General features: G+C 45.3%; 16 protein-coding genes and 1 other RNA gene. 8 read left to right on the top strand and 9 right to left on the bottom strand.

The genetic code is table 11. The features are described from left to right. Window positions 1-115 precede the first annotated feature (115 nt). The 3 genes from ffs to DXN04_RS01175 all read left to right on the top strand — a co-directional run bounded on the left by ffs (window position 116) and on the right by DXN04_RS01175 (window position 2,732). Window positions 116-215: signal recognition particle sRNA small type (gene ffs, locus DXN04_RS01185), an RNA gene on the top strand. 247 nt (window positions 216-462) lie between these two features. Next, a complete protein-coding gene (gene fsa, locus DXN04_RS01180; RefSeq protein ID WP_116851486.1) occupies window positions 463-1,113 on the top strand; it encodes a fructose-6-phosphate aldolase in 651 nt (216 codons plus the stop codon). A gap of 299 nt (window positions 1,114-1,412) precedes the next feature. Next, window positions 1,413-2,732, top strand: coding sequence for an NAD(P)/FAD-dependent oxidoreductase (locus DXN04_RS01175; RefSeq protein ID WP_116851485.1), 1,320 nt, complete (start codon window positions 1,413-1,415; stop codon window positions 2,730-2,732). 46 nt (window positions 2,733-2,778) lie between these two features. Here the strand turns inward: DXN04_RS01175 and DXN04_RS01170 are convergent, their stop codons facing one another. Next, window positions 2,779-4,068 (bottom strand): type IX secretion system plug protein, encoded by a 1,290-nt coding sequence (locus tag DXN04_RS01170; protein WP_116851484.1) that lies wholly within the window; start codon window positions 4,066-4,068, stop codon window positions 2,779-2,781. Between the two features lie 95 nt (window positions 4,069-4,163). Between DXN04_RS01170 and DXN04_RS01165 the strand changes: the two genes are divergently transcribed. Continuing rightward, window positions 4,164-5,396, top strand: coding sequence for an ABC transporter permease (locus tag DXN04_RS01165; protein ID WP_116851483.1), 1,233 nt, complete (start codon window positions 4,164-4,166; stop codon window positions 5,394-5,396). Here the strand turns inward: DXN04_RS01165 and DXN04_RS01160 are convergent. Further along, window positions 5,389-6,120, bottom strand: coding sequence for a TrmH family RNA methyltransferase (locus DXN04_RS01160; protein ID WP_116851482.1), 732 nt, complete (start codon window positions 6,118-6,120; stop codon window positions 5,389-5,391). The genes DXN04_RS01165 and DXN04_RS01160 overlap by 8 nt on opposite strands. Before the next feature lie 106 nt (window positions 6,121-6,226). On the opposite strand from DXN04_RS01160, the gene tamL reads away from it, so the two are divergent. Next, a complete protein-coding gene (gene tamL, locus DXN04_RS01155) occupies window positions 6,227-8,638 on the top strand; it encodes a translocation and assembly module lipoprotein TamL (RefSeq protein WP_116851481.1) in 2,412 nt (803 codons plus the stop codon). Window positions 8,639-8,698: 60 nt separating this feature from the next. On the opposite strand, the gene truB is transcribed toward tamL, so the two are convergent. Then, window positions 8,699-9,385: a tRNA pseudouridine(55) synthase TruB gene (truB, locus tag DXN04_RS01150; protein ID WP_116851480.1), complete on the bottom strand. Its 687-nt coding sequence runs from the start codon at window positions 9,383-9,385 to the stop codon at window positions 8,699-8,701. A 43-nt stretch (window positions 9,386-9,428) separates the two neighbouring features. On the opposite strand from truB, the gene DXN04_RS01145 reads away from it, so the two are divergent. Continuing rightward, on the top strand, window positions 9,429-10,226 hold the full coding sequence (locus DXN04_RS01145) for a class I SAM-dependent methyltransferase (RefSeq protein WP_116852391.1): 798 nt from the start codon (window positions 9,429-9,431) through the stop codon (window positions 10,224-10,226). 65 nt (window positions 10,227-10,291) lie between these two features. On the opposite strand, the gene DXN04_RS01140 is transcribed toward DXN04_RS01145, so the two are convergent. From DXN04_RS01140 to DXN04_RS01130, 3 genes are all read right to left on the bottom strand, one after another. Then, entirely contained in the window at window positions 10,292-11,032 is a 741-nt protein-coding gene (locus tag DXN04_RS01140) for a shikimate dehydrogenase family protein (RefSeq protein ID WP_116851479.1), read from the bottom strand. Between the two features lie 6 nt (window positions 11,033-11,038). Then, window positions 11,039-11,803 (bottom strand): phosphosulfolactate synthase, encoded by a 765-nt coding sequence (locus tag DXN04_RS01135; protein ID WP_116851478.1) that lies wholly within the window; start codon window positions 11,801-11,803, stop codon window positions 11,039-11,041. A 301-nt stretch (window positions 11,804-12,104) separates the two neighbouring features. Continuing rightward, window positions 12,105-13,538 (bottom strand): tetratricopeptide repeat protein, encoded by a 1,434-nt coding sequence (locus tag DXN04_RS01130; protein ID WP_116851477.1) that lies wholly within the window; start codon window positions 13,536-13,538, stop codon window positions 12,105-12,107. Between the two features lie 324 nt (window positions 13,539-13,862). Between DXN04_RS01130 and DXN04_RS01125 the strand changes: the two genes are divergently transcribed. After that, window positions 13,863-14,246, top strand: coding sequence for a hypothetical protein (locus DXN04_RS01125; RefSeq protein WP_116851476.1), 384 nt, complete (start codon window positions 13,863-13,865; stop codon window positions 14,244-14,246). A 185-nt stretch (window positions 14,247-14,431) separates the two neighbouring features. Here the strand turns inward: DXN04_RS01125 and DXN04_RS01120 are convergent, their stop codons facing one another. The 3 genes from DXN04_RS01120 to pafA form a co-directional block, all read right to left on the bottom strand. Then, complete coding sequence (locus DXN04_RS01120; protein ID WP_147319808.1) at window positions 14,432-15,085, bottom strand: hypothetical protein; 654 nt, start codon at window positions 15,083-15,085, stop codon at window positions 14,432-14,434. 129 nt (window positions 15,086-15,214) lie between these two features. Further along, window positions 15,215-16,048, bottom strand: coding sequence for an enoyl-CoA hydratase/isomerase family protein (locus DXN04_RS01115; protein ID WP_233525496.1), 834 nt, complete (start codon window positions 16,046-16,048; stop codon window positions 15,215-15,217). A gap of 261 nt (window positions 16,049-16,309) precedes the next feature. Then, the gene (pafA, locus tag DXN04_RS01110; protein WP_116851474.1) at window positions 16,310-17,989 is read right to left on the bottom strand and encodes an alkaline phosphatase PafA; all 1,680 of its coding nucleotides are present in this window, start codon (window positions 17,987-17,989) and stop codon (window positions 16,310-16,312) included. Window positions 17,990-18,094: 105 nt separating this feature from the next. Here pafA and DXN04_RS01105 point away from each other — a divergent pair, with 105 nt between their 5' ends. Beyond that, on the top strand, window positions 18,095-19,336 hold the full coding sequence (locus DXN04_RS01105; protein ID WP_116851473.1) for an aminotransferase class I/II-fold pyridoxal phosphate-dependent enzyme: 1,242 nt from the start codon (window positions 18,095-18,097) through the stop codon (window positions 19,334-19,336). Window positions 19,337-19,783: the final 447 nt, after the last annotated feature.

Raw genomic sequence — 19,783 nt, 5'->3', positions numbered from 1 at the left:
CAATTTCGTCCCGAACCTTAATTTTATATTCTCCAAAATACTGCATTTTTTAAGATTTTCATAGAAACTTTTAAAATATGTTTGGAAGTTCATGCAATTGTCCTACATTTGCAGCCGGCAAGGCTTATACGACCAGCTCCTGCTGAACTCCCCCAGGACAGGAATGTAGCAAGGGTAGGCGGTTGTAGCGGTGCGATGTAAGTACCTTGCCTTTTTTTTTTATCTTTTATTCCAGGTCATCAGGCGCTCGTCAATAGCTGATTGCACTATTCTCTTCATACGAATGGCCTGTGTGGTATGACCCAATTAATCTTCAGCTTTTTATTTATTGATTTCAAATTTCAGATTCATATATACCTGTATGGGTCTATATTTGCAATACTTTATGCTTGACAATGTGTTAATTGTTGCATAACTTACTTCGTTGAATTAATTACAAAATCATACTAAATACATTTCACCATGAAATTCTTCATAGATACAGCGAATCTGGCACAGATCAAAGAAGCGCACGACCTGGGTGTACTCGACGGCGTAACCACCAACCCTTCCCTGATGGCAAAAGAAGGTATCAAAGGTGAAGCTAATATCCTGAAACATTACGCAGACATCTGCGAACTCGTAGACGGCCCTATCAGTGCGGAAGTACTTTCCACTGATTTCAAATCCATTATCGAAGAAGGTAAGAAACTGGCCGCTATCCACCCCAACATCGTGGTGAAAGTGCCAATGATCAAAGACGGTGTGAAAGCACTGAAATATTTTACTGACAACGGTATTAAAACTAACTGTACACTGGTATTCTCCGCAGGTCAGGCTATCCTGGCAGCTAAAGCCGGTGCTACTTTCGTATCCCCATTCATCGGTCGTATCGATGATTCCGCATGGGATGGTGTAGAACTGATCGCTCAGATCGCTCAGATCTATAGCATTCAGGGTTTCAAAACCGAAATCCTCGCTGCAAGTATCCGCAACGCCCTCCACATCGTAAAATGTGCTGAAGCCGGTGCTGATATCTGTACCTGCCCGCTCGATTCAATCCTGGGCCTGCTGAAGCACCCACTCACTGACATCGGCCTGGCTAAGTTCCTGGAGGACGCTAAGAAAATGTAGTATACTTTTAGATGGTATATATTCCCCGGTGTAGCAATACATCGGGGATTTTTTTTGCAACCAGCTGTAAGGCCTTTTGCCAATAATAAATCCCTTTTCCCGCCCGCTTAAGTGTGCTGCCAGGCCCACAAATCAATTTTATAATCTATCTCCAAATTCCTCTCCTAAACTTTCATTTTTTTCTGAAAGTTTTATAACTTTGATATGCATTTATAAACTCCGGCGTTTAAAAACACTTGCCAACCCAATTGGCATGCTATTTCTCTTCTATAATTCATTGATCGCTAAATGATGTTTTTATGATTCAGCCGAATGTTCCGGAAATAGGATTACCCCGTGTTGTGATTGTTGGAGGAGGTTTTGGAGGTATTAATCTAGCTAAACAGTTGAAAGGAGCCCCTGTACAGGTAGTGCTACTCGACAGAAACAATTATCACTTATTTCAGCCTTTACTATACCAGGTATCTACTGCCGGCCTGGAAACTGATAGCATTGCCTTCCCACTACGCGGCATCTTCAAGCACCAGAAAAACTTCTACTTCCGGATGGCGGAAGTAACAGGCGTACGCCCCGCCGAAAATATCCTGGAAACCGGTATTGGCGAACTGCACTACGATTACCTGATCTTCGCTACCGGAAGTACCACCAATTACTTTGGCAACAAAGCCGTTGAGGAACATGCTATTGGCATGAAATCCCTCATCGAAGCAGTACAGATCCGTAATTATGTTATCAAACAATTTGAGGAAAGTCTGCTGCTGAATGATGCTGAAGAAATTCAGGCTAAACTGAACTTCGTAATGGTAGGCGGAGGTCCTACAGGCGTAGAACTGGCTGGCGCTTTCGCGGAATTGCGCAAGTACATTATGCCGAAAGATTACCCCGAACTGCCGGTATCACTGATGAAAATATACCTGATAGAAGGTAGCCCACGCGTGCTGAACGGCTTTAGTGAACAGTCTTCTCAAAAAGCGTTGGACGGATTACACAAACTGGGTGTGAATGTCATCCTCAATACCTTCGTAAAAGAGTATGACGGTGAAACCCTCACCCTCAGCAATGGAGAAAAATTAAAGAGTAAATCACTGCTCTGGGCAGCAGGTGTAAAAGGTGTGCCTGTGAACGGTATTCCAACAGATATCATTGCTCCCGGAAGCCGTATCATAGTGAATGAATACAACCAGGTGAAAGGTTATGAAAATATCTATGCCGTAGGTGATATCGCTCAGATGATAAACGATCCGGAACGCTTTCCTAAAGGCTATCCAATGGTAGCACAGGTAGCGATTCAGCAGGGTGTGAATGTGGCACACAATATCCGTTTAATTGCGAAAGGACAACCATCTGCGATCAAGCCGTTTAAGTATAAGGACCTCGGCAGTATGGCGACCATTGGCCGGAACAAAGCGATTGCAGAATTCTTCGGAATGAAGATCAGCGGATACTTTGCATGGATCGTATGGATGCTGGTGCACCTGATGAGCTTATTGGGATTCAGGAACAAGCTGGTGGTATTTACAAACTGGTTTTACCGGTATTTTACTTATGATAGAGGTACGAGAATTATTATAAAGAGAGGGGCCGCGAATATTGTGAAACTAAGACAGACCGTGCAGTAAACGCCCTAAACAAAAACGCTTACACCTTAGGTGTAAGCGTTTTTGTTTATCTGTTAAGCTTCGAATTCAATGTAACAGTAGACACCAGCTCATCATACCTCCCTCCCAGATCTCTATAATACAACAGGATCGTATAACTATTTTCCGTTTCCCACCAATCCCCTTCTGTCTCCGTCGTAACCGGCACCGCATCCGGATCCCTCGTATCTAACAACGCATATTCATAATTATAAAATCCCTGCTTCAAAAACATCGTCCCTTCATAAGCCCTCGTCTGCGGATTATACACCATCTTACTCCCATCATTATACTCATAATTCGTCATCTCTCCTATCAGGTACAAATCATACCCCGCATACGGCTCCGGTGCAGGATAATTAAAATGCACCGTGGCATAATCCCCCTCATAAAATGGATCATAATTATCAATCGTTGCTAAAAAGTACATCCCGTTATAATCCTTCACATAAGAATACATCGTATTACCCCTCGGATAATCAGGCAGCACATATACATCCGTTCCATCCTTATGATATTCTGAACGCTTTACCCGCTCCGTCTGCAGGCGGAAACTCCTCAGATCAATCCATCTCCACTCCTTCCCTGCCGGAAACTGGCAATCCATTTCTGCATTATATTCAATCGTATTTCCCTTTATAAACATCGGCTTAGGATTGATGATAGGGAAATCCCACCTGTAGTTCTGCAGGATCACCACCTTCAGCTGATCAAAAGGATTTACCACATTTAGCCCACCAGTACTTACTACAAAATTTACCTTCTGATTTGTCTTGAACACCTTCGGCGATACCGGTTGCTGGATCACCCCACTCAATCCCCCCTTATTACTCACCACCAGCAATCGCTTTGTAAATGCCAGCTGCGAGGTATCGCTGTCCAGGTACACCTTCAACAGGTAATTACCTGCCTTGATCGGCATACAGTTGGCATTGGGAAAAGAAGCCGTATAATGTGTATATCTCACCAGTGCTACACTGGAAAATTTATAACTCGTAATCCTGTTCTCGGAAAATCCTCTCAGGTACTCCAGCTGATTGATATTCACCGGTGTCCAGTCATAATTACACAATTGCAATGTATAATAGTAGTCTTTTACATCCGCATCCAGGTCATCAAATGACAGATCCACAGCATCACCTCCATTCAGGGAGATAACAGGAAAGGCTGTCTGGTCTCCGGACTGATTCAGCTTTACAGATCTGATATTGTTGTAGTAAATGTGACCAGGTCCGTAGGTGTTGTCCTGTGCTACTGCCGGTAAAAAGAATAACAGCAGCCCGATTACAGGTATACAGAAGTAGGGCTTTATCATCATAACTTATCTAATATGGTATTGTTAAGGTACGACCTTTTCCCCGGCTAGCGGCAAATCCCCCTTTCCCCCATCCAAAAAATTGATACATTTGTCTCATGCGTTTATCTTCATTCATTGCGAAAAGGATCGCTTTCAACCGGTCCGGCTCTTTTTCCAGGTTCATCATCAACATTGCCGTGGTAGCTACCGCTATCAGCGTAGCTGTTATGATCCTGGCCATCGCATTGGTAAACGGTTTTCAACAGACTATCCAGCAGAAGATCTTTAGTTTCTGGGGACATATGCACATCAACCAATACCAGCCGAATGCTGGTCCCCTCACGGAACAAATTCCTTTCGATTCAGACTCCAACATCGTCAAATACCTGAAACATGTAGAAGGCATCAATACCGTCAATGCCTACGCTACTAAATCAGCAATTATCAAGGGCGAGAAAGATCTCTCAGGCGTGATCTTCAAGGGAGTAGACAGGCATTATAACTGGTCGCACCTGCAGCAATTCATGCAATCCGGCAATATCATTCACTTCAACGACAGCAGTTATGCGCCGGAAATCATTATTTCCACTACCATGGCAAAGGAATTGCAACTGAAAGTGAATGATCCCCTGATCATCTATTTTATCCAGGGCGCTGGTCTCCCTCCCAGGGCCAGGAAACTCAAGGTGACGGGGATCTATAAAACTGCGGTGGAGGAATATGATAAAACTTATGTGATTGGTGACCTGGAACTGATCCGCAAACTGAATAACTGGCCTGCCGGCAGTATTGGCGGTTATGAAGTATTTATTGACGACTACCACAAGATGGACAGGATTGCAGAGGCATCGCTGAACGGTATTCCTGACAAGCTCTTTCTGCGCACGATCAAGGACATCTATCCCAATATCTTCGACTGGCTGGCATTGCAAAATCAGAGTGAAGCCATCATCCTCATCATCATGACCATAGTGGCAGTTATCAACATGATCACGGCCATCCTGATCCTCATTCTCGAACGTACGAATATGGTGGGCGTGCTCAAAGCCCTGGGGATGCGCAATAGCAGGATCCAAAACATCTTTATCTACCAGGCAGCTTATATCGTGCTCGCCGGATTGATCATCGGTGATATACTGGGGGTAGGTGTCGCGATACTACAAAAAACAACAGGCTTTATAAAGCTGGACGAAGAGAGTTATTATATGTCCGCTGCCGCCATCGACCTGCATTGGTGGCAGGTACTCCTCATCAATATGGGTACATTTGCGGTGTGCCTCCTGATCCTTTCTATACCGGCGATGGTTACACGGAAGATCACACCAGTCAAGGCATTACAATTTAAATAAGCAATCTCCCACAGATTATTCCTGCTGCCACACCGGCATTCAGCGATTCAGCGCCGCCCAGCCTTGGAATAGTGAGCTTGTGCGTGGAAGCAGCAATCACTGCATCACTCAGTCCCTTCGACTCATTGCCAATCAAAATAATACCTTCTGCCAGTTTGGAAAATGTGGTAATATCCGTTCCTTGCAGGGTAGCAGCATAAGAAGGCACTTCTTCTTTTTGCAATAAGGATAAGAGATCCGTTTCAATGATATTGACCCGGGCTATGCTACCCATGGTGGCCTGGATGGTTTTAGGGTTATACACATCTACACAATCAGGTGTGCAGATCAGCTGTTTGATGCCGAACCAGTCGGCTATACGGATCAGGGTACCCATATTGCCAGGGTCCTGAATGGTTTCCAGTGCAAGAGATACCCTGCCTTTCAGTACCAGGGGTGCTGCCGGCGGAATATCCACCAGGGCCAGGGCCTGATTGGGAGTAGTGAGTGCAGAAAGCTGTTTTAAAACATGGGCCTCTACCCCGATGACAGGTACCCTGCCGCTCAAAACCTGTTCATGCCCGCTGATCCACTCCTTCGTAGCATATACTTCTCTCACCACCATGCCCCCTGATATCAGTTCAGGAACGATCTTATCACCTTCAGCAATGAACTGGCCAGATTTTTGACGGTATTTTTTATGCTGTAATGATTGAATATACTTAATTTGCGCCTTTGACAACATAGGGCCAAACCTACATGAATTCTTTTAATCGGCAAAGCCACACAGGTAAAGGTTCTATGTACGTCATGGAATTCTTGCTATAAACAATAAACATTGTATTGACTTGATGCAGCGGCCACCCTTTCTGAATCTTCTTCTTTCAACGATAACCATACTGGTGCTGGCTGCCTGTTCCAATACTAAATACCTGCAAAAAAACCAGCAACTCTACATCCAGAGCAATGTAAATGTAAAAGGAGATGCAACATCCATGGAAAAACAGGATCTCCGCGTCTCCCTTACTTCCAAACAGCTCATGATGCAGCAGGCCAATACTTCCTTCCTCGGTACCCGCATCAAAGTATGGCTCTACAACCAGAAAAATAAAGAGAAAAAATCCAACTGGTTCTGGAACCTCATGCTCTCCAAGCGCAACCTGGAGGAACCTGTCGTTTACGATTCTGTAAAAACCAGGGAATCGGTAAAAAGGATGTTGAGCTACCTGAATAACCAGGGTTACTTCTACGCCACCGTTGACTACAAAGAAACTACCAAACGCCAGAAGACTAGCGTAACCTACGATGTCAATACCGGCAAGAACTTCGTGATCAACCGCATTACCTACGAGGTACCGGATACCAATATCCTGAAAGTGGTCATGGACAACGAAAAGCTCTCCCTCATCAAAACCGGCATGTCTTACAAACAGGAGCTGCTGGGCAGTGAAAGGGAAAGACTTATGCGCATTGTGCGAAATGCCGGTTACTACAAATTTGACAGGGATGCGATCGAATTTGAGATTGATACCCTGCACAAGACCCTCTTCCGCAACCTCATGAACCCTTTTGAAGGGATCATCAATGTATACAACGAAAAGAAAGGACAGGATAACCCGAAAATGGATATCGCTGTGAAAATCAGGAACCCGGACGATTCCAGTTCTCACTACCAGCAATATCACCTGGATAGCGTGTATGTATATCCTGATTATCCAAGTTACGGTAACACTAACGATACTTTGTTCAAGCGCCTGGTACGCAATGACCTCATCATCCGCTACCGCCAGAATATGTTCAAACCCAGTGTGATCCAGCGCTCCATCAGCCTGCACAATGGAGAACTCTACTCCCAGCAGAAAACCAATGATGCCATCAGCCACCTTTATGACCTGGGTGCATGGCAGTTCGTAACCCTGCAGTTCAGGGAAAGCAAGACGAAACCTAATACACTGGAGACCTACCTCTTCCTGGCACCTAAGCGCAGACAGGAGTTGGGAGCCAACTTTGAGGTGAGTACATCGTCTGACTACCTGCTGGGTAGCGGTATCAGCCTGAACTATAAACACCTGAACGTAGGCCGCTCTGCCACTCAGCTGAACGTCAGCCTCAATGGCGGTCTGGAACTGATTCGTAATCTGGGGAGCTGGGTACTGCAATCGCAGGAAATCGGTGGACAGGTGAGCTTGATCTTCCCCCGCTTTATCACGCCTTTCCACATCGCTTCGAACCGTACAGGGGTTAAAACCCGCCTCACCGCGGGTATCGACTACCTGACACGTACTGATAAATTCTATATTTCCAATATCAATGCATCTTTCGGTTATGAGTGGAAAGAGTCCGCTTACAAGGCCTGGAAAGTGAATCCTATAGCCCTGAACTATGTAGGGGTAAACCTGAATCCTACCTTCAGGGCAACGACCGTGGAAAACAACCCGTACCTGAAAAGAAGCTTTGAGCCGGCATTCATAGGCGGGGAAAACGTGACTTACATTTATAGCAACAATGACCTGCTGCACAAACGGCATAACTCTTATTTCAGGGCGAACATCGAAGAATCCGGTGCATGGCTGAATGGCATCAATAGTTTGATGAGCACAGCATTTGGGACTAAAAATGACCTGGAATCGCTGACAAATATGGAGATTGCCAACTTCATAAAAATCGAAGCCGACTACCGTCATTACTGGAACCTGACTCCGCATACCACGCTGGCAACACGTATTTATGGCGGGGTGGGTATTCCTTACAGTAAGTCAGATGTAATGCCTTATATCCGCCAGTTTACAGCAGGTGGCCCTAACAGTATCCGTGCATGGAGACTGCGTACATTAGGCCCCGGTACATTTAAAGATACTTCCGCAACTGCAAATACCTTCCCGGATCAAACGGGGGATATGAAGCTGGAAGGGAACATTGAATATCGTTTTGACTTATTACGTCTTTTCAACGGAAGTGTGAATCTGAAAGGCGCGACTTTCCTGGATATGGGGAATATCTGGATGATGAAAAAAGATACCCTGAGAGCTGGTTCTGAATTCAGGCTGAGTAAGCTTTATCATGACCTGGCGATTGGTACGGGAGCTGGTTTGCGCTTAGATTTTTCATTCTTCCTGATTCGTCTGGATTGGGGTGTGCCGGTGAAAGTGCCTTATTTTACAGGGAATAAGGATGGATGGTATTTGAGCGAGTGGGATCTGGGAAGTTCATCCTGGAGAAGGAATAATATTATCTGGAATGTGGCGATCGGGTATCCGTTCTAAAGCAATAAAACAGCAGGAAAAAAACGCTTACACCTCAGGTGCAAGCGTTTTTTTCCTGTTTTATAATGTCTCATTCTTTACTTTCTCAATAAAATCCTCCATTATATAAGCATCTTCCAGCTTAAACTCCCCTATCCTCGTTCTGCACAGGCTACTCATATACCCACCTACGCCTAAGGCCGCGCCAAAATCGTTCGCCAGTGAACGGATATAGGTCCCTGTACTACATTCTACCCTGAAATGCACCACCGGCAACTCTATCGAAGTAATCTCAAAAGTTTTGATAAAGATTTTTCTAGGTTCCACCTTTACTTCCACCCCTTTGCGAGCCAGCTCATAAATAGGTTTGCCATTCTGCTTAATGGCTGAGTGAATAGGCGGCAACTGCTGCAATTCCCCGACGAACTGCCGGGTAGCTGCATGAATAATTTCCGGAGTCAGTGCATCCAGTGGTTTAAAATCTGTCGGCTCCGATTCCAGGTCATAGGTAGGTGTCACAGCACCCAGGGTAAATGTACCTGTATATTCTTTTTCCTGTGCCTGCACCTCATTGATCTTCTTTGTCATCTTGCCGGTACAGCAAATGAGCAGACCGGTAGCGAGCGGATCCAGCGTGCCGGCATGACCAGTTTTAGCTTTCGTTGTATTCCTGATTTTACGCACCACATCAAAAGAAGTCCAGGTCAAAGGCTTGTTGATCAGTATAACCTGTCCTTCTTCATATTTATTTTTTACTTGTTGGTTCATGCCGCAAAGATATTTTACTATTTTCACACAATTTTCAAAACATATGTCGTTAATACAACACGGTAATGCAGACGTTAGGTATCAGCAGCAAGTTGATAACTCCGTAAACTACGTACTGCCTTTCATAGAGACTGCGATGCCCATCACGCCGGATCTCCGGATCATGGAAATCGGCTGTGGTGAAGGCGGCGTACTAATTCCTTTCCTGGAAAGAGGATGTCATTGTGTGGGTGTAGACCTCTCCGACGACAAAATTGCGCTGGGACATCAATACCTGAAGCAATATGTAGATGCAGGTCAAATGCAGCTGATCAACAAGAATATTTATGACGTTGATTTCCTGGGAGAGTTTAAACACTCTTTCGACCTCATCATCCTCAAAGATGCCATAGAGCACATTCCGGATCAGTCGAAAATCATCGGCTACCTGAAGAACCTGCTCACCCCACGGGGACAGGTATACTTTGGCTTTCCACCCTGGTACATGCCGCATGGCGGCCACCAGCAGACCTGCCAAAACAAGGTGCTGAATATGATGCCATATATTCACCTGCTGCCAAACTTCCTCTACAAAGGTTTGCTGCGTGCTTTTGGTGAGCCTCAGGGTATCATTGATGAACTGATGGAAATAAAGGATACAGGGATCTCGATCGAAAGATTTGAGAAGATTGTGAAGAAACAGGGCTACCAGATTTCTAAGAAGCAGTTTTACCTGATCAATCCAATTTACAAATACAAATTCGGGCTTAAGCCCAGGAAACAATTTGGCGCTGTTGCGGCAGTGCCTTTTGTGCGCAATTTCTTTACGACCTGCGTATACTACACCATTAAGGCTGCATAATTCCAATATGCATAAAAAAAGCCGGCAATCAGATGATTGCCGGCTTTTTTCTTTTAAAGAAGTATCTAAATTTTTTCATTCCAGATTTCCCAACTAGCCTCTGCCTGTAAAATCAGCATTTCATGTCCGTTTTTGATAGTAGCCCCACGGTCGGCACCTTTCTGTAGGAAGGCGGTGATGGCAGGGTTATAAATCAGGTCGTACAACAGGTGTTGCTCATTCAACCCTTCATACGGCAATGCCGGTGCTGCATCTACATTGGGATACATGCCCAGCGGCGTTGTATTGATGATCAGGGTATGTGTCGCGATTATACCGGCAGTAACAGCTTCGTAAGGAATAGTGCCTGCGCCTGCCTGCCGGCTTACTAACTGATAAGGGATGTGCAGCGCTTCCAGCACGAATTGTACAGCTTTGGCCGCGCCACCGGTACCCAATACCAGTGCTTTGTTGTGATGTGGTTGCAGCAAGGGTTCCAGGGAGCGCCTGAAGCCGATGGCATCGGTATTATGACCAATCTTACGGCCATTGATGAAACGGATACAATTGACCGCTTTCATTTTGGCTGCAGCAGGACTCAGCTCATCCAGGTAGGGAATCACTGCTTCCTTATAAGGAATGGTGACATTCAGGCCCTGCAGCTCTTCGCCATACTGTGCCATCAGTGGCTCCAGTTCAGTAATCGCCGGCAGGGAAAAACTGTCATACACACATCCCTGGATACCTTCTCTGGCAAACTTTTCCGCAAAGAAACCTTTTGAAAAAGAATGACTCAGGGGATATCCTATCAGACCATATACCTTCATCACTAATTATGCTTTATCTAAGTACAGGTGGAAAGTATCACCTCTCAGACCTACTCTCATTGCTTCGAGTGCAATTACTTCGGAAGGAGCCAGGTTACCCAGGTTCACGTTGCAACCGATCAGTTCCAGGAAGTACAGCTGTTGCGCTTTCTGAGGAGCTTCCCAGATGATTTTTTCAGATGGTACCTGGGTCAGGATTTCCTGTACCAGACCTTCTCTTACTTCGCCGGATCCGCGGTAGATGCCCACGTTGCCGCTTTCTCTTGCTTCAGCAATCACGTAGCTGGCACCAGCGCCCAGCTCAGCGTTCATGAGCTCGATCCATTTATAAGGAGGAATAATGTGCTCAGCGTCTTTGGAACCAACTTCGCTCAGTACAGTTGCGATTTTGGACAGCTTTTCAATATAACCACACTTTTCAGCATGAGGAATAGTGATAGAACCGTCGGATACCTCAACATGCTTGATACCATAATCCTTGATCACGCTGATAAAATCGTCGATCTGGTTACGGATAAGGAATGCTTCAAATAAAGTACCCCCGAAATAAACCGGGATACCAGCTGCCTGGTACACCTCAATTTTTTCACGCAGGTTCGGTGTCACGAATGATGTACCAAATCCCAGCTTTAAGATATCAACGTGCGGAGCCGAAATTGATAAGAAATTCTTCGCTTCCTGCACGCTCAGACCTTTGTCCATTACCATGGTCAGGCCATAATTACGCGGTTTCGCCGTACGCTCTGGAATTTGTGTCAGATTAAAATTCATTTGAAACATTTTTATCGTCTTCTTGGTTGGCATTCCAGCATACAGTCTTGCCCGACAGCCGGAACGCACGTTGGTCAGTTTTTGTTGCGGTATGGAATAGTAACTTACCCAAGATAAATATTATCTATATATAAAACCGGCGCGAAATTAACACATTCCCGGCAAACAGGCCCCAAATAAGTAATTTCTATTGAAAAACGCAAGCCCTTATCTGCTAAGTGGTTAATTATGAGTACAATTTACGTATAAAAAAAGCGCTTATACCAGCTGGTATAAGCGCTTTTTGTCCTATTTGAGAAGATTATTTATTTCTTTTCCGCACGGGTTTGTACCGGGTCACCAGTTCGAGCACACCTGGGTGTTGCAACAGGGTCGGATCGATTTCCAGCATCTTTTTCAGGTGCTTGGGTGAGTCCTGCAGGGCGTTTTCGAGCAGTAACAGGCCCTCTTTATACTGACCGGTAGCGATGCTGATGGCGGCCTTGCAATATAAGAACGCCGGCTTCTGCCCTACCTTACGGGTAGCAGCTTCGAGCTGGGAAAGGGCTTCTTCATAAAAACCTGAACGGTACAGACCGGCTATGAACTCCAGCCAGGTATTGACACTGGATGGGCGAAGGCGTACGGCTGCCAGCAGGTGTATCAGGCCCTCTTTGTTACGGTCCAGTTCCATGTAGCAGTTACCCAGCGCCATCAGGTACTCGGCATTGTTCTTATTGATTTTGATAGCACTCAGGATGGATTTAATGGCGTTTTCCCAGTTATTCTCCATCATGTAGGCCGCCCCGATCTTAAAGTACAGCTTATCGTTGCCGGGGCTCAGGTGCGATGCCTTGCGGTAGTAATACCTGGCCTGTGTATACTTCTTCTGGCGATCGTAGCAGTGACCAATGGCTTCATAGATCACATCCTCAGGCTTGGCGATCTCCAGGTGCTTTTTCAGCACATCGATGGCATCGGCATACTTGCGCAGGCGGATGTAGGCATCGCCCATATTGCGGTAAGCATAGTCGAATTTCTCATCAATGACGATGGCGTACTGATAGGCATCGATGGCCTTTTCGTATAATTTGAGACCCTGGAAAGCGGTACCCAGGTTGAACCAGGCCAGCTGATTGTAGGGGTGCTCATTGATAATGGCGGTATGCAGCCGGATACTTTCTTCGTTGCGACCGGTGAACTCTGTCCAGAAGCAGATCTTGTGAAGCGCTTCTTCGTTGTTTGGCGCATGCTCCAGCGTCATTTTCAGGCATTCGAACACTTTGTCAAACTCCTCACAGTCATCATACACATCAGCCAGTTCCAGTAGAAGTTCCGTTTTATCATCGCCGTCAAACACGCTGATCTGTTCTTCCAGGAGGGCAGCAGCCTTTTGGTGCTGGTTCATGGCCAGGTAAACGTCGGTCTGAAGGATGTAAAGATTGATATCAGTACTGTCGAGGATGGCTGCTTTTTCCAGCAAGTCCATGGCATCCTGGTATTTCTTGGACTCTATGAGTAGGTTGGCTTTTTTGAGTAGTAATGTCGAAGAGTAGGGGAACTGTTCAATAGCGATTTCGGCCGCTTGCATGGCATTGGGGAGTTCATCATGCTCATCATAGTAATCTATGATCAGTTCGAAGGAATCCTCATCAAGGAAACTGTGAGACTGTCCGGATTTCAGGTTTTCAAACTGCTGTAACAAGTCTCTTATCTCCTCAAAATCATCGTTTAAAAATGGGAAGTCTTGATTCATTAATGTAAATATAAGTATTTTTTGGTTCCTCAGGTTCGCGCCTGACAAGCATTCGCTATCCCTGAATTTTTTCCTTTGTCAGCATTAATCTTTTAACAAAATGTACAGTCAAAAGAATGTTAAAACTATCCCTACCGATGTCAGCTATTGCTACCTTTAAACGGTCAAAAATCTTGCCGTAGAATTAAGCTACAGGAATAAAGGTAAGTCTTACCTGATTATCAGCATATTTAACATAGTTTAACATAACTTTAAGAAATTTTTACTAACTTCGTTAAGGAAGTGTTATAAAATATATAAAAAAGTTTGTACATTTGTGATACAATGAAACAGATTACTACCATATTTAAGACCTTTTCATTGTCTTTTTTGTTGGCCGGTGTTATGGCTCTCGCAGCCCTAAGCGCACAAGCCAGTGATAACCTTACAAACGACAATAATAAAGACAAAGGAAAGAAGGCTGAAGAAAAGCTTTCCCTTAGCGCTATGCCTAAGGCGAACCTGAGCCTGGATGCGGGGTATCGCTTCAACGCGATCAACGCAGGCTTTAAATTGTCTGACGATAATAGTTCATGGAATTTTAAATCTACTATGACTATTAAGCAGGGTAATGTGACTTATGTATTACCTTATGCGGCTCAGATACAACAACCCTCCAACATGGGCTTCCATCATTTGCAGATTATTCTGCCGCTCCGAAAGAACTAATCACACTTGCATATAGCGCATGAAGAGCTCCGGTAGTAACCGGGGCTTTTTTATTTTAGGGCAGTTCCGGCATTGAGGCATAGGGCATCCTTTATGCCAGCCATCCCTTCCCCCCCTCTCCACCTGTGAGTTCATTAAAAAAGGCCGCGGGTGAACCACGGCCTTTTCAAATATTTCAGATATGATCAACTTCCCATCTTCGCCAGTTCTTCCCTGCTTATCTCCTTATACCCCGCCTTTGGTACATCAAAATAAGACCCGGGCACCGCATTCAAATCCACTGACACCGCCACCATCGTCATTTTTCCACCATTCTTATTCAAAATTTCAAACTGTAAGGGAATTCCCTTCAGATTCACAAACCGCCTGTTATACTGTTTATTCTCCGGAATCAGGTCCGTCGTATAGTACACCTCGAAAGTAGTACCGTCTGACAACTTAGCCGTCGCCTTCCGGCAATTATACCCTGCAATCTTCTTCGTTTCATTCCCGTCTTTGAACTGGGCGGTGGCGTACAATTTTAATTCCTTCTCATATTCTTCTTTACCCGCCCGCGTCAGGTACTTATCCCCGTGACTATTAATCAACGTCACCACCGATTCATCCTTGCTGTTAATCAGGTAGCTGATATGTACTTCTGTGAAATCTATATCAACACGGCTCTGATGGCCTTTCATGTACTGGGTAAGGGTGCCGGCTGGTATACCGGATTCTGTGCCCGTTTGACCGGCGGACTGCATGTTGTAAACGATTTTTGCATCGGACACCAGTCGCTGAGCATACGACTGGCTGGTGATGACCACCACGAATAACAAAAACGTGAAAAGAGCTTTTTGCATGACAGTAAAGTGTTTCGTATAAAAAGTTTTATCGGTTTCATACCGGAGGCCTGCACGCATTTGTCCTATTGGGATAGGGATCATTTCCATGCTCGGATTCATAGGTAATATTGAAAAAATCATACCGGATTACCATGTCAATTTCTGCCTGTCCAGGAAAGCCTGTATACCTCTCTGACAATCAGCATGTTCGCGGGTTACAGCGTTTTCTGCGGCGGCATGTTCCAGTGCTTCATCCAGTGGCAGGTCGTACACCCGGGTGATTAAGCGTTTCGTTACTTTTAACGAATTGCCCGAAGCATTGTTACAAAGATCCTCCGCTACCCTGGCAACATGGGCATCAATCTCCCCCGCAGGCACCGCCTGGGTAATTAACCCATATGTAGCAGCTTCGCCCGCGGTGATCAACCTGCCTGTTAAAAGCAGTTCCCGGGCCCTTCCCTCCCCTATCTTCCTGACAAGGAACACTGATACCAATGCAGGGATAAAGCCGATTTTAACCTCTGTATAGCCTAATTTTGCTTCAGGTACGGCATAACTCAGGTCGCAGAGTGTAACTAAGCCACAACCACCCGCAATCGCATGCCCTTCTACCTGGGCTATAATGATTTTATCATGGTAATAGATCTTTTTCATCAGCGCCATCAAAGCACGGGAATCGGCCAGATTTTCTTCTCTTGTATTCTTCTGTAATTGTTGCAGGGATTCCAGGTCCGCACCAGCGCAAAACGCCTCTCCGGAACCTTTTAATACGATCACTTTTACAGCAGGATCTTTCGCTGCTGCATCCAATGCTGCCTGCAATTCTGTTACCATTGCGGCGTTCAACGCATTGCGCTTTTCCGGACGGTGAAGTGTGAGTATCGCCACCCGGCCAGATACATCATATAGGATATGTTCGTAAGTCATTTCGATGTGATTCGCGAAGCTGGTTTCGCTGAATGAATATACTACTTTCTGCAAACTTACTTCAATCTATACCCCACACCCGCATATATACCTGTTGAACGAGGTAATCATGCACATAATCAGTGGTATTAACCCCCTTGTCAATTTTTAAAATTAGCTGCGAAAAAACGGTGTGGGTTAGCAGGCACAAAATCAGGTTAACAATTAACGTCTTCATAAGTAGAAATGGTATGTGCCTGTTTCAAATTTAAAAGAAAAACCGCTGCTGCTTTTCCGGCAGCAACGGTTTTAACATTTTCAATGGAGTTGTAACATTTAATGCACTATTGCATCTATGGCAAGGCCCACATTGCCACTCGGCATTTGTATTCTCAACAGGGCAGCAATGGTAGGTGCAATATCCGTCATGCCAGTCAGTTGATTACTTTTTCCGGGATGAATACCCCATCCCATCCAAACTAATGGAATATGTGCATCGTAAGGATACCATAAACCATGGGTTGTGCCGGTTTTTCCACCTTCTATATAACCGGGGCGAACAATGTATTGGATATCACCGCTTCTTTTGGCATTGTACCCGTTTATGAGCATATTTCTCAATGGTGCAGGAATAATAGTGGTCATCAGGTCAGACAATGGAAATGCATTTGCAATTGCGGTATCTTTCAATAATTCCTTTGCTGCTGCTTCGGCAATTTCCTTTACAGATTTACCTGCTTTTTCAATGCCTTCATGATCGAGGTAGAGCTGATAGTTGCTGGCACCAATCACTGCTTTTGCCACACCGAAACGTTCTTTTACCAAAGCATTGATTTGTTTGATAGCTGGCCCTAAGCTCCAGCTGCCACCAGGTAATTTATTTTCTCTTGAAAACCCTGGTACATGTGCTACACCATGATCTGCAGTCAGGAACACCAGGTACTGGCCTTTGCCCACAGTTGCATCCAGGAATTTGAAAAAGGCAGCGAGGTCCTTATCCAGTCGAAGGTAGGTATCTTCTGCCTCAACAGAATTAGGGCCATACTGGTGACCTACATAATCAGTGGAGGAAAGGCTCACCGTAAGCATATCGGTGACCCCGTTATTTCCTAAACGGTAAGCATTCACCGCTTTCTGGGCAAAAGCCAGGGTCATGGTATTGCCATAGGGCGTACCGGCGATTCCCTTGTTGGCATTTGCGCTCAAATCATGCGGGAATACAGGATTTGCACCTTCATAAGCTTTATCATCCCCGGCACTCTGTGCATAAGTTTCGATGGGGAACAAGGTATTCCATGGCTGCGCCAGATATTGTGCCGGCCATTTTTCTCTGTTATAATTTTCTACCCAGTCAGGCAGGCGGTTCATGTAGTAAGAACTGGTGATCCAGTTGCCGGTACCCCCATCATACCAATAAGCGGCAGTAGCGCTATGCCCTGCAGGCAGAATGGAGCCCCTGTCTTTGATGGCCACCCCTACCACTTTACTTTTGAAATTGGTAGCGAGTTGCAGTTCATCGCCGATGGTCGTCACCTGCATATTCTCCGGACTCATTTTTCCGGCGCTGGAAGTACTGCCTACTGTGTTCACCGTGCTATCTTCCGCACAATAAACATCCCTGTTCAGGGCCGGGCTAAACCATTCATTGCCTACAATACCATGCACGGCAGGTACGGATCCGGTATAAACACAGGTATGACCAGCAGCCGTAACTGTTGGAGTATAATTAATTAACGTATTTTCGCAGGAGAATCCTTCCCGCAACAGCCGTTTAAAGCCACCATCACTATAACGGTTGTTAAAGCGATACAGGTAATCCCAGCGCATTTGATCTACCACAATGCCAACTACGAGTCTGGGACGACCTGAAAGCGGCGTGGCCGGTTTATCCCAGATACTTGTCTGGCCAGGTTTGGGAGAAGTGGCTTTTTGGCCGCTTACCTGGTTAAAAAAGACACAATTAACCGTAACCAATGCTATCGTTAAAATCTTCGGGCTGAGAATTCTTTTATACATTATTATTTTTTAACATTTTAAAATGTAACCCAAGTTTACAAAAACTAATATTTTAATACCTTTGTGGCAAATTTAAAACAAGCACTATTAATCATTATTTAACATATGGATATATTCGAGAAACTGCTGAAACACATGGGCCCTATCGGGGAGCACTCAGACAGAGCCCACGGTTATTTCGCATTCCCTAAGCTGGAAGGCGAAATTGGTCCCCGTATGAAGTTCCGGGGCAATGAAAAAATCGTTTGGAGCCTGAACAACTACCTCGGTCTGGCTAACCACCCCGAGGTACGTGCTACAGATGCCAAAGCAGCAGCGGATTTCGGTCTTGCCATGCCAATGGGAGCCCGTATGATGAGTGGTAACACCAACTATCACGAGAAGCTGGAAAAAGAATTATCCGATTTCATGGGCAAGGAAGACACAACGCTCCTTAACTATGGTTACCAGGGTATTATGAGTGCCATCGATGCAGTATGCGGTCGCCGTGACGTGATCGTATACGATGCTGAGTGCCACGCCAGTATCATCGACGGTCTGCGTTTACACCAGGGTCACCGTTATGTGTTCAAGCACAACGACATCGAAGACCTGGAAAAACAACTGAAACGTGCTGAAGACCTGATCAAAGGTACCTCTGGTGGTATCCTCGTGATCACTGAAGGTGTATTCGGTATGGCCGGTGACCAGGGTAAACTGAAAGAAATCGCTGCCCTGAAAGACAAGTATGAGTTCCGCTTCCTGGTAGATGATGCTCACGGTTTTGGTACAATGGGTAAAACCGGTGCCGGTACTGGTGAAGAACAGGGTGTTCAGGACAAAATTGACCTGCTGTTCAATACCTTCGCTAAATCCGGTGCTTCTATCGGTGCTTTCATCAGCGGCGAAAAGCAGATCATCAACTACCTGCGTTACAACATGCGCTCCCAGATCTTCGCAAAATCAGTTCCATTGCCACTGGTAATTGGTCACCTGAAGCGCGTAGAACTGATGCGTCAGCATCCTGAACTGAAAGCTAAGCTTTGGTCTAATGTAAACAAATTACAGTCTGGCCTGAAAGAGCGTGGCTTCGACATCGGTAGCACTAACTCTCCGGTTACGCCTATCTACCTGCAGGGTGATATTCCTGAAGCAACTGCAATGTGCCTGGACCTGCGTGAGAATTACAATGTATTCTGCTCCATCGTGGTGTACCCTGTAATTCCTAAAGGCCAGATCATCTACCGCCTGATTCCAACTGCAGCTCATAACGATGAAGATATCGAGCTGACACTGAAAGCATTCAGCGAAACGAAAGAAAAGCTGGATAAGAAGGTGTATAAAGTAGCTGAAATCCCAATGGTATAAGCTATTAGCATATAATTTAAAAGGCCGGATCACTACGTGATCCGGCCTTTTTTAATGCTTTAAAAACAAGGGAGCCCTCCGTTGTAACACGGAGGGCTCCTCTACAAATCTTTCTTTCTCACTAGGTGTAAATCACTTAGCTTTCATTAGGACATGGTAAGTAGAACAATTGGTTTTCATAGAATGGGAATCAATAAGACTCCTGGATATTTTTATACTAAAAAGCCCCTGACAACCGGACTTGTATTTTGCATCTCTCTAAATCAAAAATAGTCTACATATGGTAATATAAATTCACACGAAGATGCTATTTTGTTAATGAGTTGTTAAAGTAAATACAACGTACAATAAAACGCCTTTTTTCGGCAAACGGGCCACCAGCAAGGATTTAGTAATTCAACTACTTTTTATAAGTGTATGATGAACAGCTTAAAAAGAGAAAAGGTG

The organism is Chitinophaga silvisoli (assembly GCF_003412465.1).
GTDB classification, from domain to species: Bacteria; Bacteroidota; Bacteroidia; order Chitinophagales; family Chitinophagaceae; genus Chitinophaga; species Chitinophaga silvisoli.
Note: the sequence above shows the minus strand (reverse complement) of the source record. Positions and strands in the feature narration are given on the sequence as shown.

What these genes read in the sequence shown, in the direction of transcription:
- fsa (WP_116851486.1), top strand. Translation starts at nt 463, where the DNA reads ATGAAATTCTTCATAGATACAGCGAATCTGGCACAGATCAAAGAAGCG.
- DXN04_RS01175 (WP_116851485.1), top strand. Translation starts at nt 1,413, where the DNA reads ATGATTCAGCCGAATGTTCCGGAAATAGGATTACCCCGTGTTGTGATT.
- DXN04_RS01170 (WP_116851484.1), bottom strand. Translation starts at nt 4,068, where the DNA reads ATGATGATAAAGCCCTACTTCTGTATACCTGTAATCGGGCTGCTGTTA.
- DXN04_RS01165 (WP_116851483.1), top strand. Translation starts at nt 4,164, where the DNA reads ATGCGTTTATCTTCATTCATTGCGAAAAGGATCGCTTTCAACCGGTCC.
- DXN04_RS01160 (WP_116851482.1), bottom strand. Translation starts at nt 6,120, where the DNA reads ATGTTGTCAAAGGCGCAAATTAAGTATATTCAATCATTACAGCATAAA.
- tamL (WP_116851481.1), top strand. Translation starts at nt 6,227, where the DNA reads ATGCAGCGGCCACCCTTTCTGAATCTTCTTCTTTCAACGATAACCATA.
- truB (WP_116851480.1), bottom strand. Translation starts at nt 9,385, where the DNA reads ATGAACCAACAAGTAAAAAATAAATATGAAGAAGGACAGGTTATACTG.
- DXN04_RS01145 (WP_116852391.1), top strand. Translation starts at nt 9,429, where the DNA reads ATGTCGTTAATACAACACGGTAATGCAGACGTTAGGTATCAGCAGCAA.
- DXN04_RS01140 (WP_116851479.1), bottom strand. Translation starts at nt 11,032, where the DNA reads ATGAAGGTATATGGTCTGATAGGATATCCCCTGAGTCATTCTTTTTCA.
- DXN04_RS01135 (WP_116851478.1), bottom strand. Translation starts at nt 11,803, where the DNA reads ATGAATTTTAATCTGACACAAATTCCAGAGCGTACGGCGAAACCGCGT.
- DXN04_RS01130 (WP_116851477.1), bottom strand. Translation starts at nt 13,538, where the DNA reads ATGAATCAAGACTTCCCATTTTTAAACGATGATTTTGAGGAGATAAGA.
- DXN04_RS01125 (WP_116851476.1), top strand. Translation starts at nt 13,863, where the DNA reads ATGAAACAGATTACTACCATATTTAAGACCTTTTCATTGTCTTTTTTG.
- DXN04_RS01120 (WP_147319808.1), bottom strand. Translation starts at nt 15,085, where the DNA reads ATGCAAAAAGCTCTTTTCACGTTTTTGTTATTCGTGGTGGTCATCACC.
- pafA (WP_116851474.1), bottom strand. Translation starts at nt 17,989, where the DNA reads ATGTATAAAAGAATTCTCAGCCCGAAGATTTTAACGATAGCATTGGTT.
- DXN04_RS01105 (WP_116851473.1), top strand. Translation starts at nt 18,095, where the DNA reads ATGGATATATTCGAGAAACTGCTGAAACACATGGGCCCTATCGGGGAG.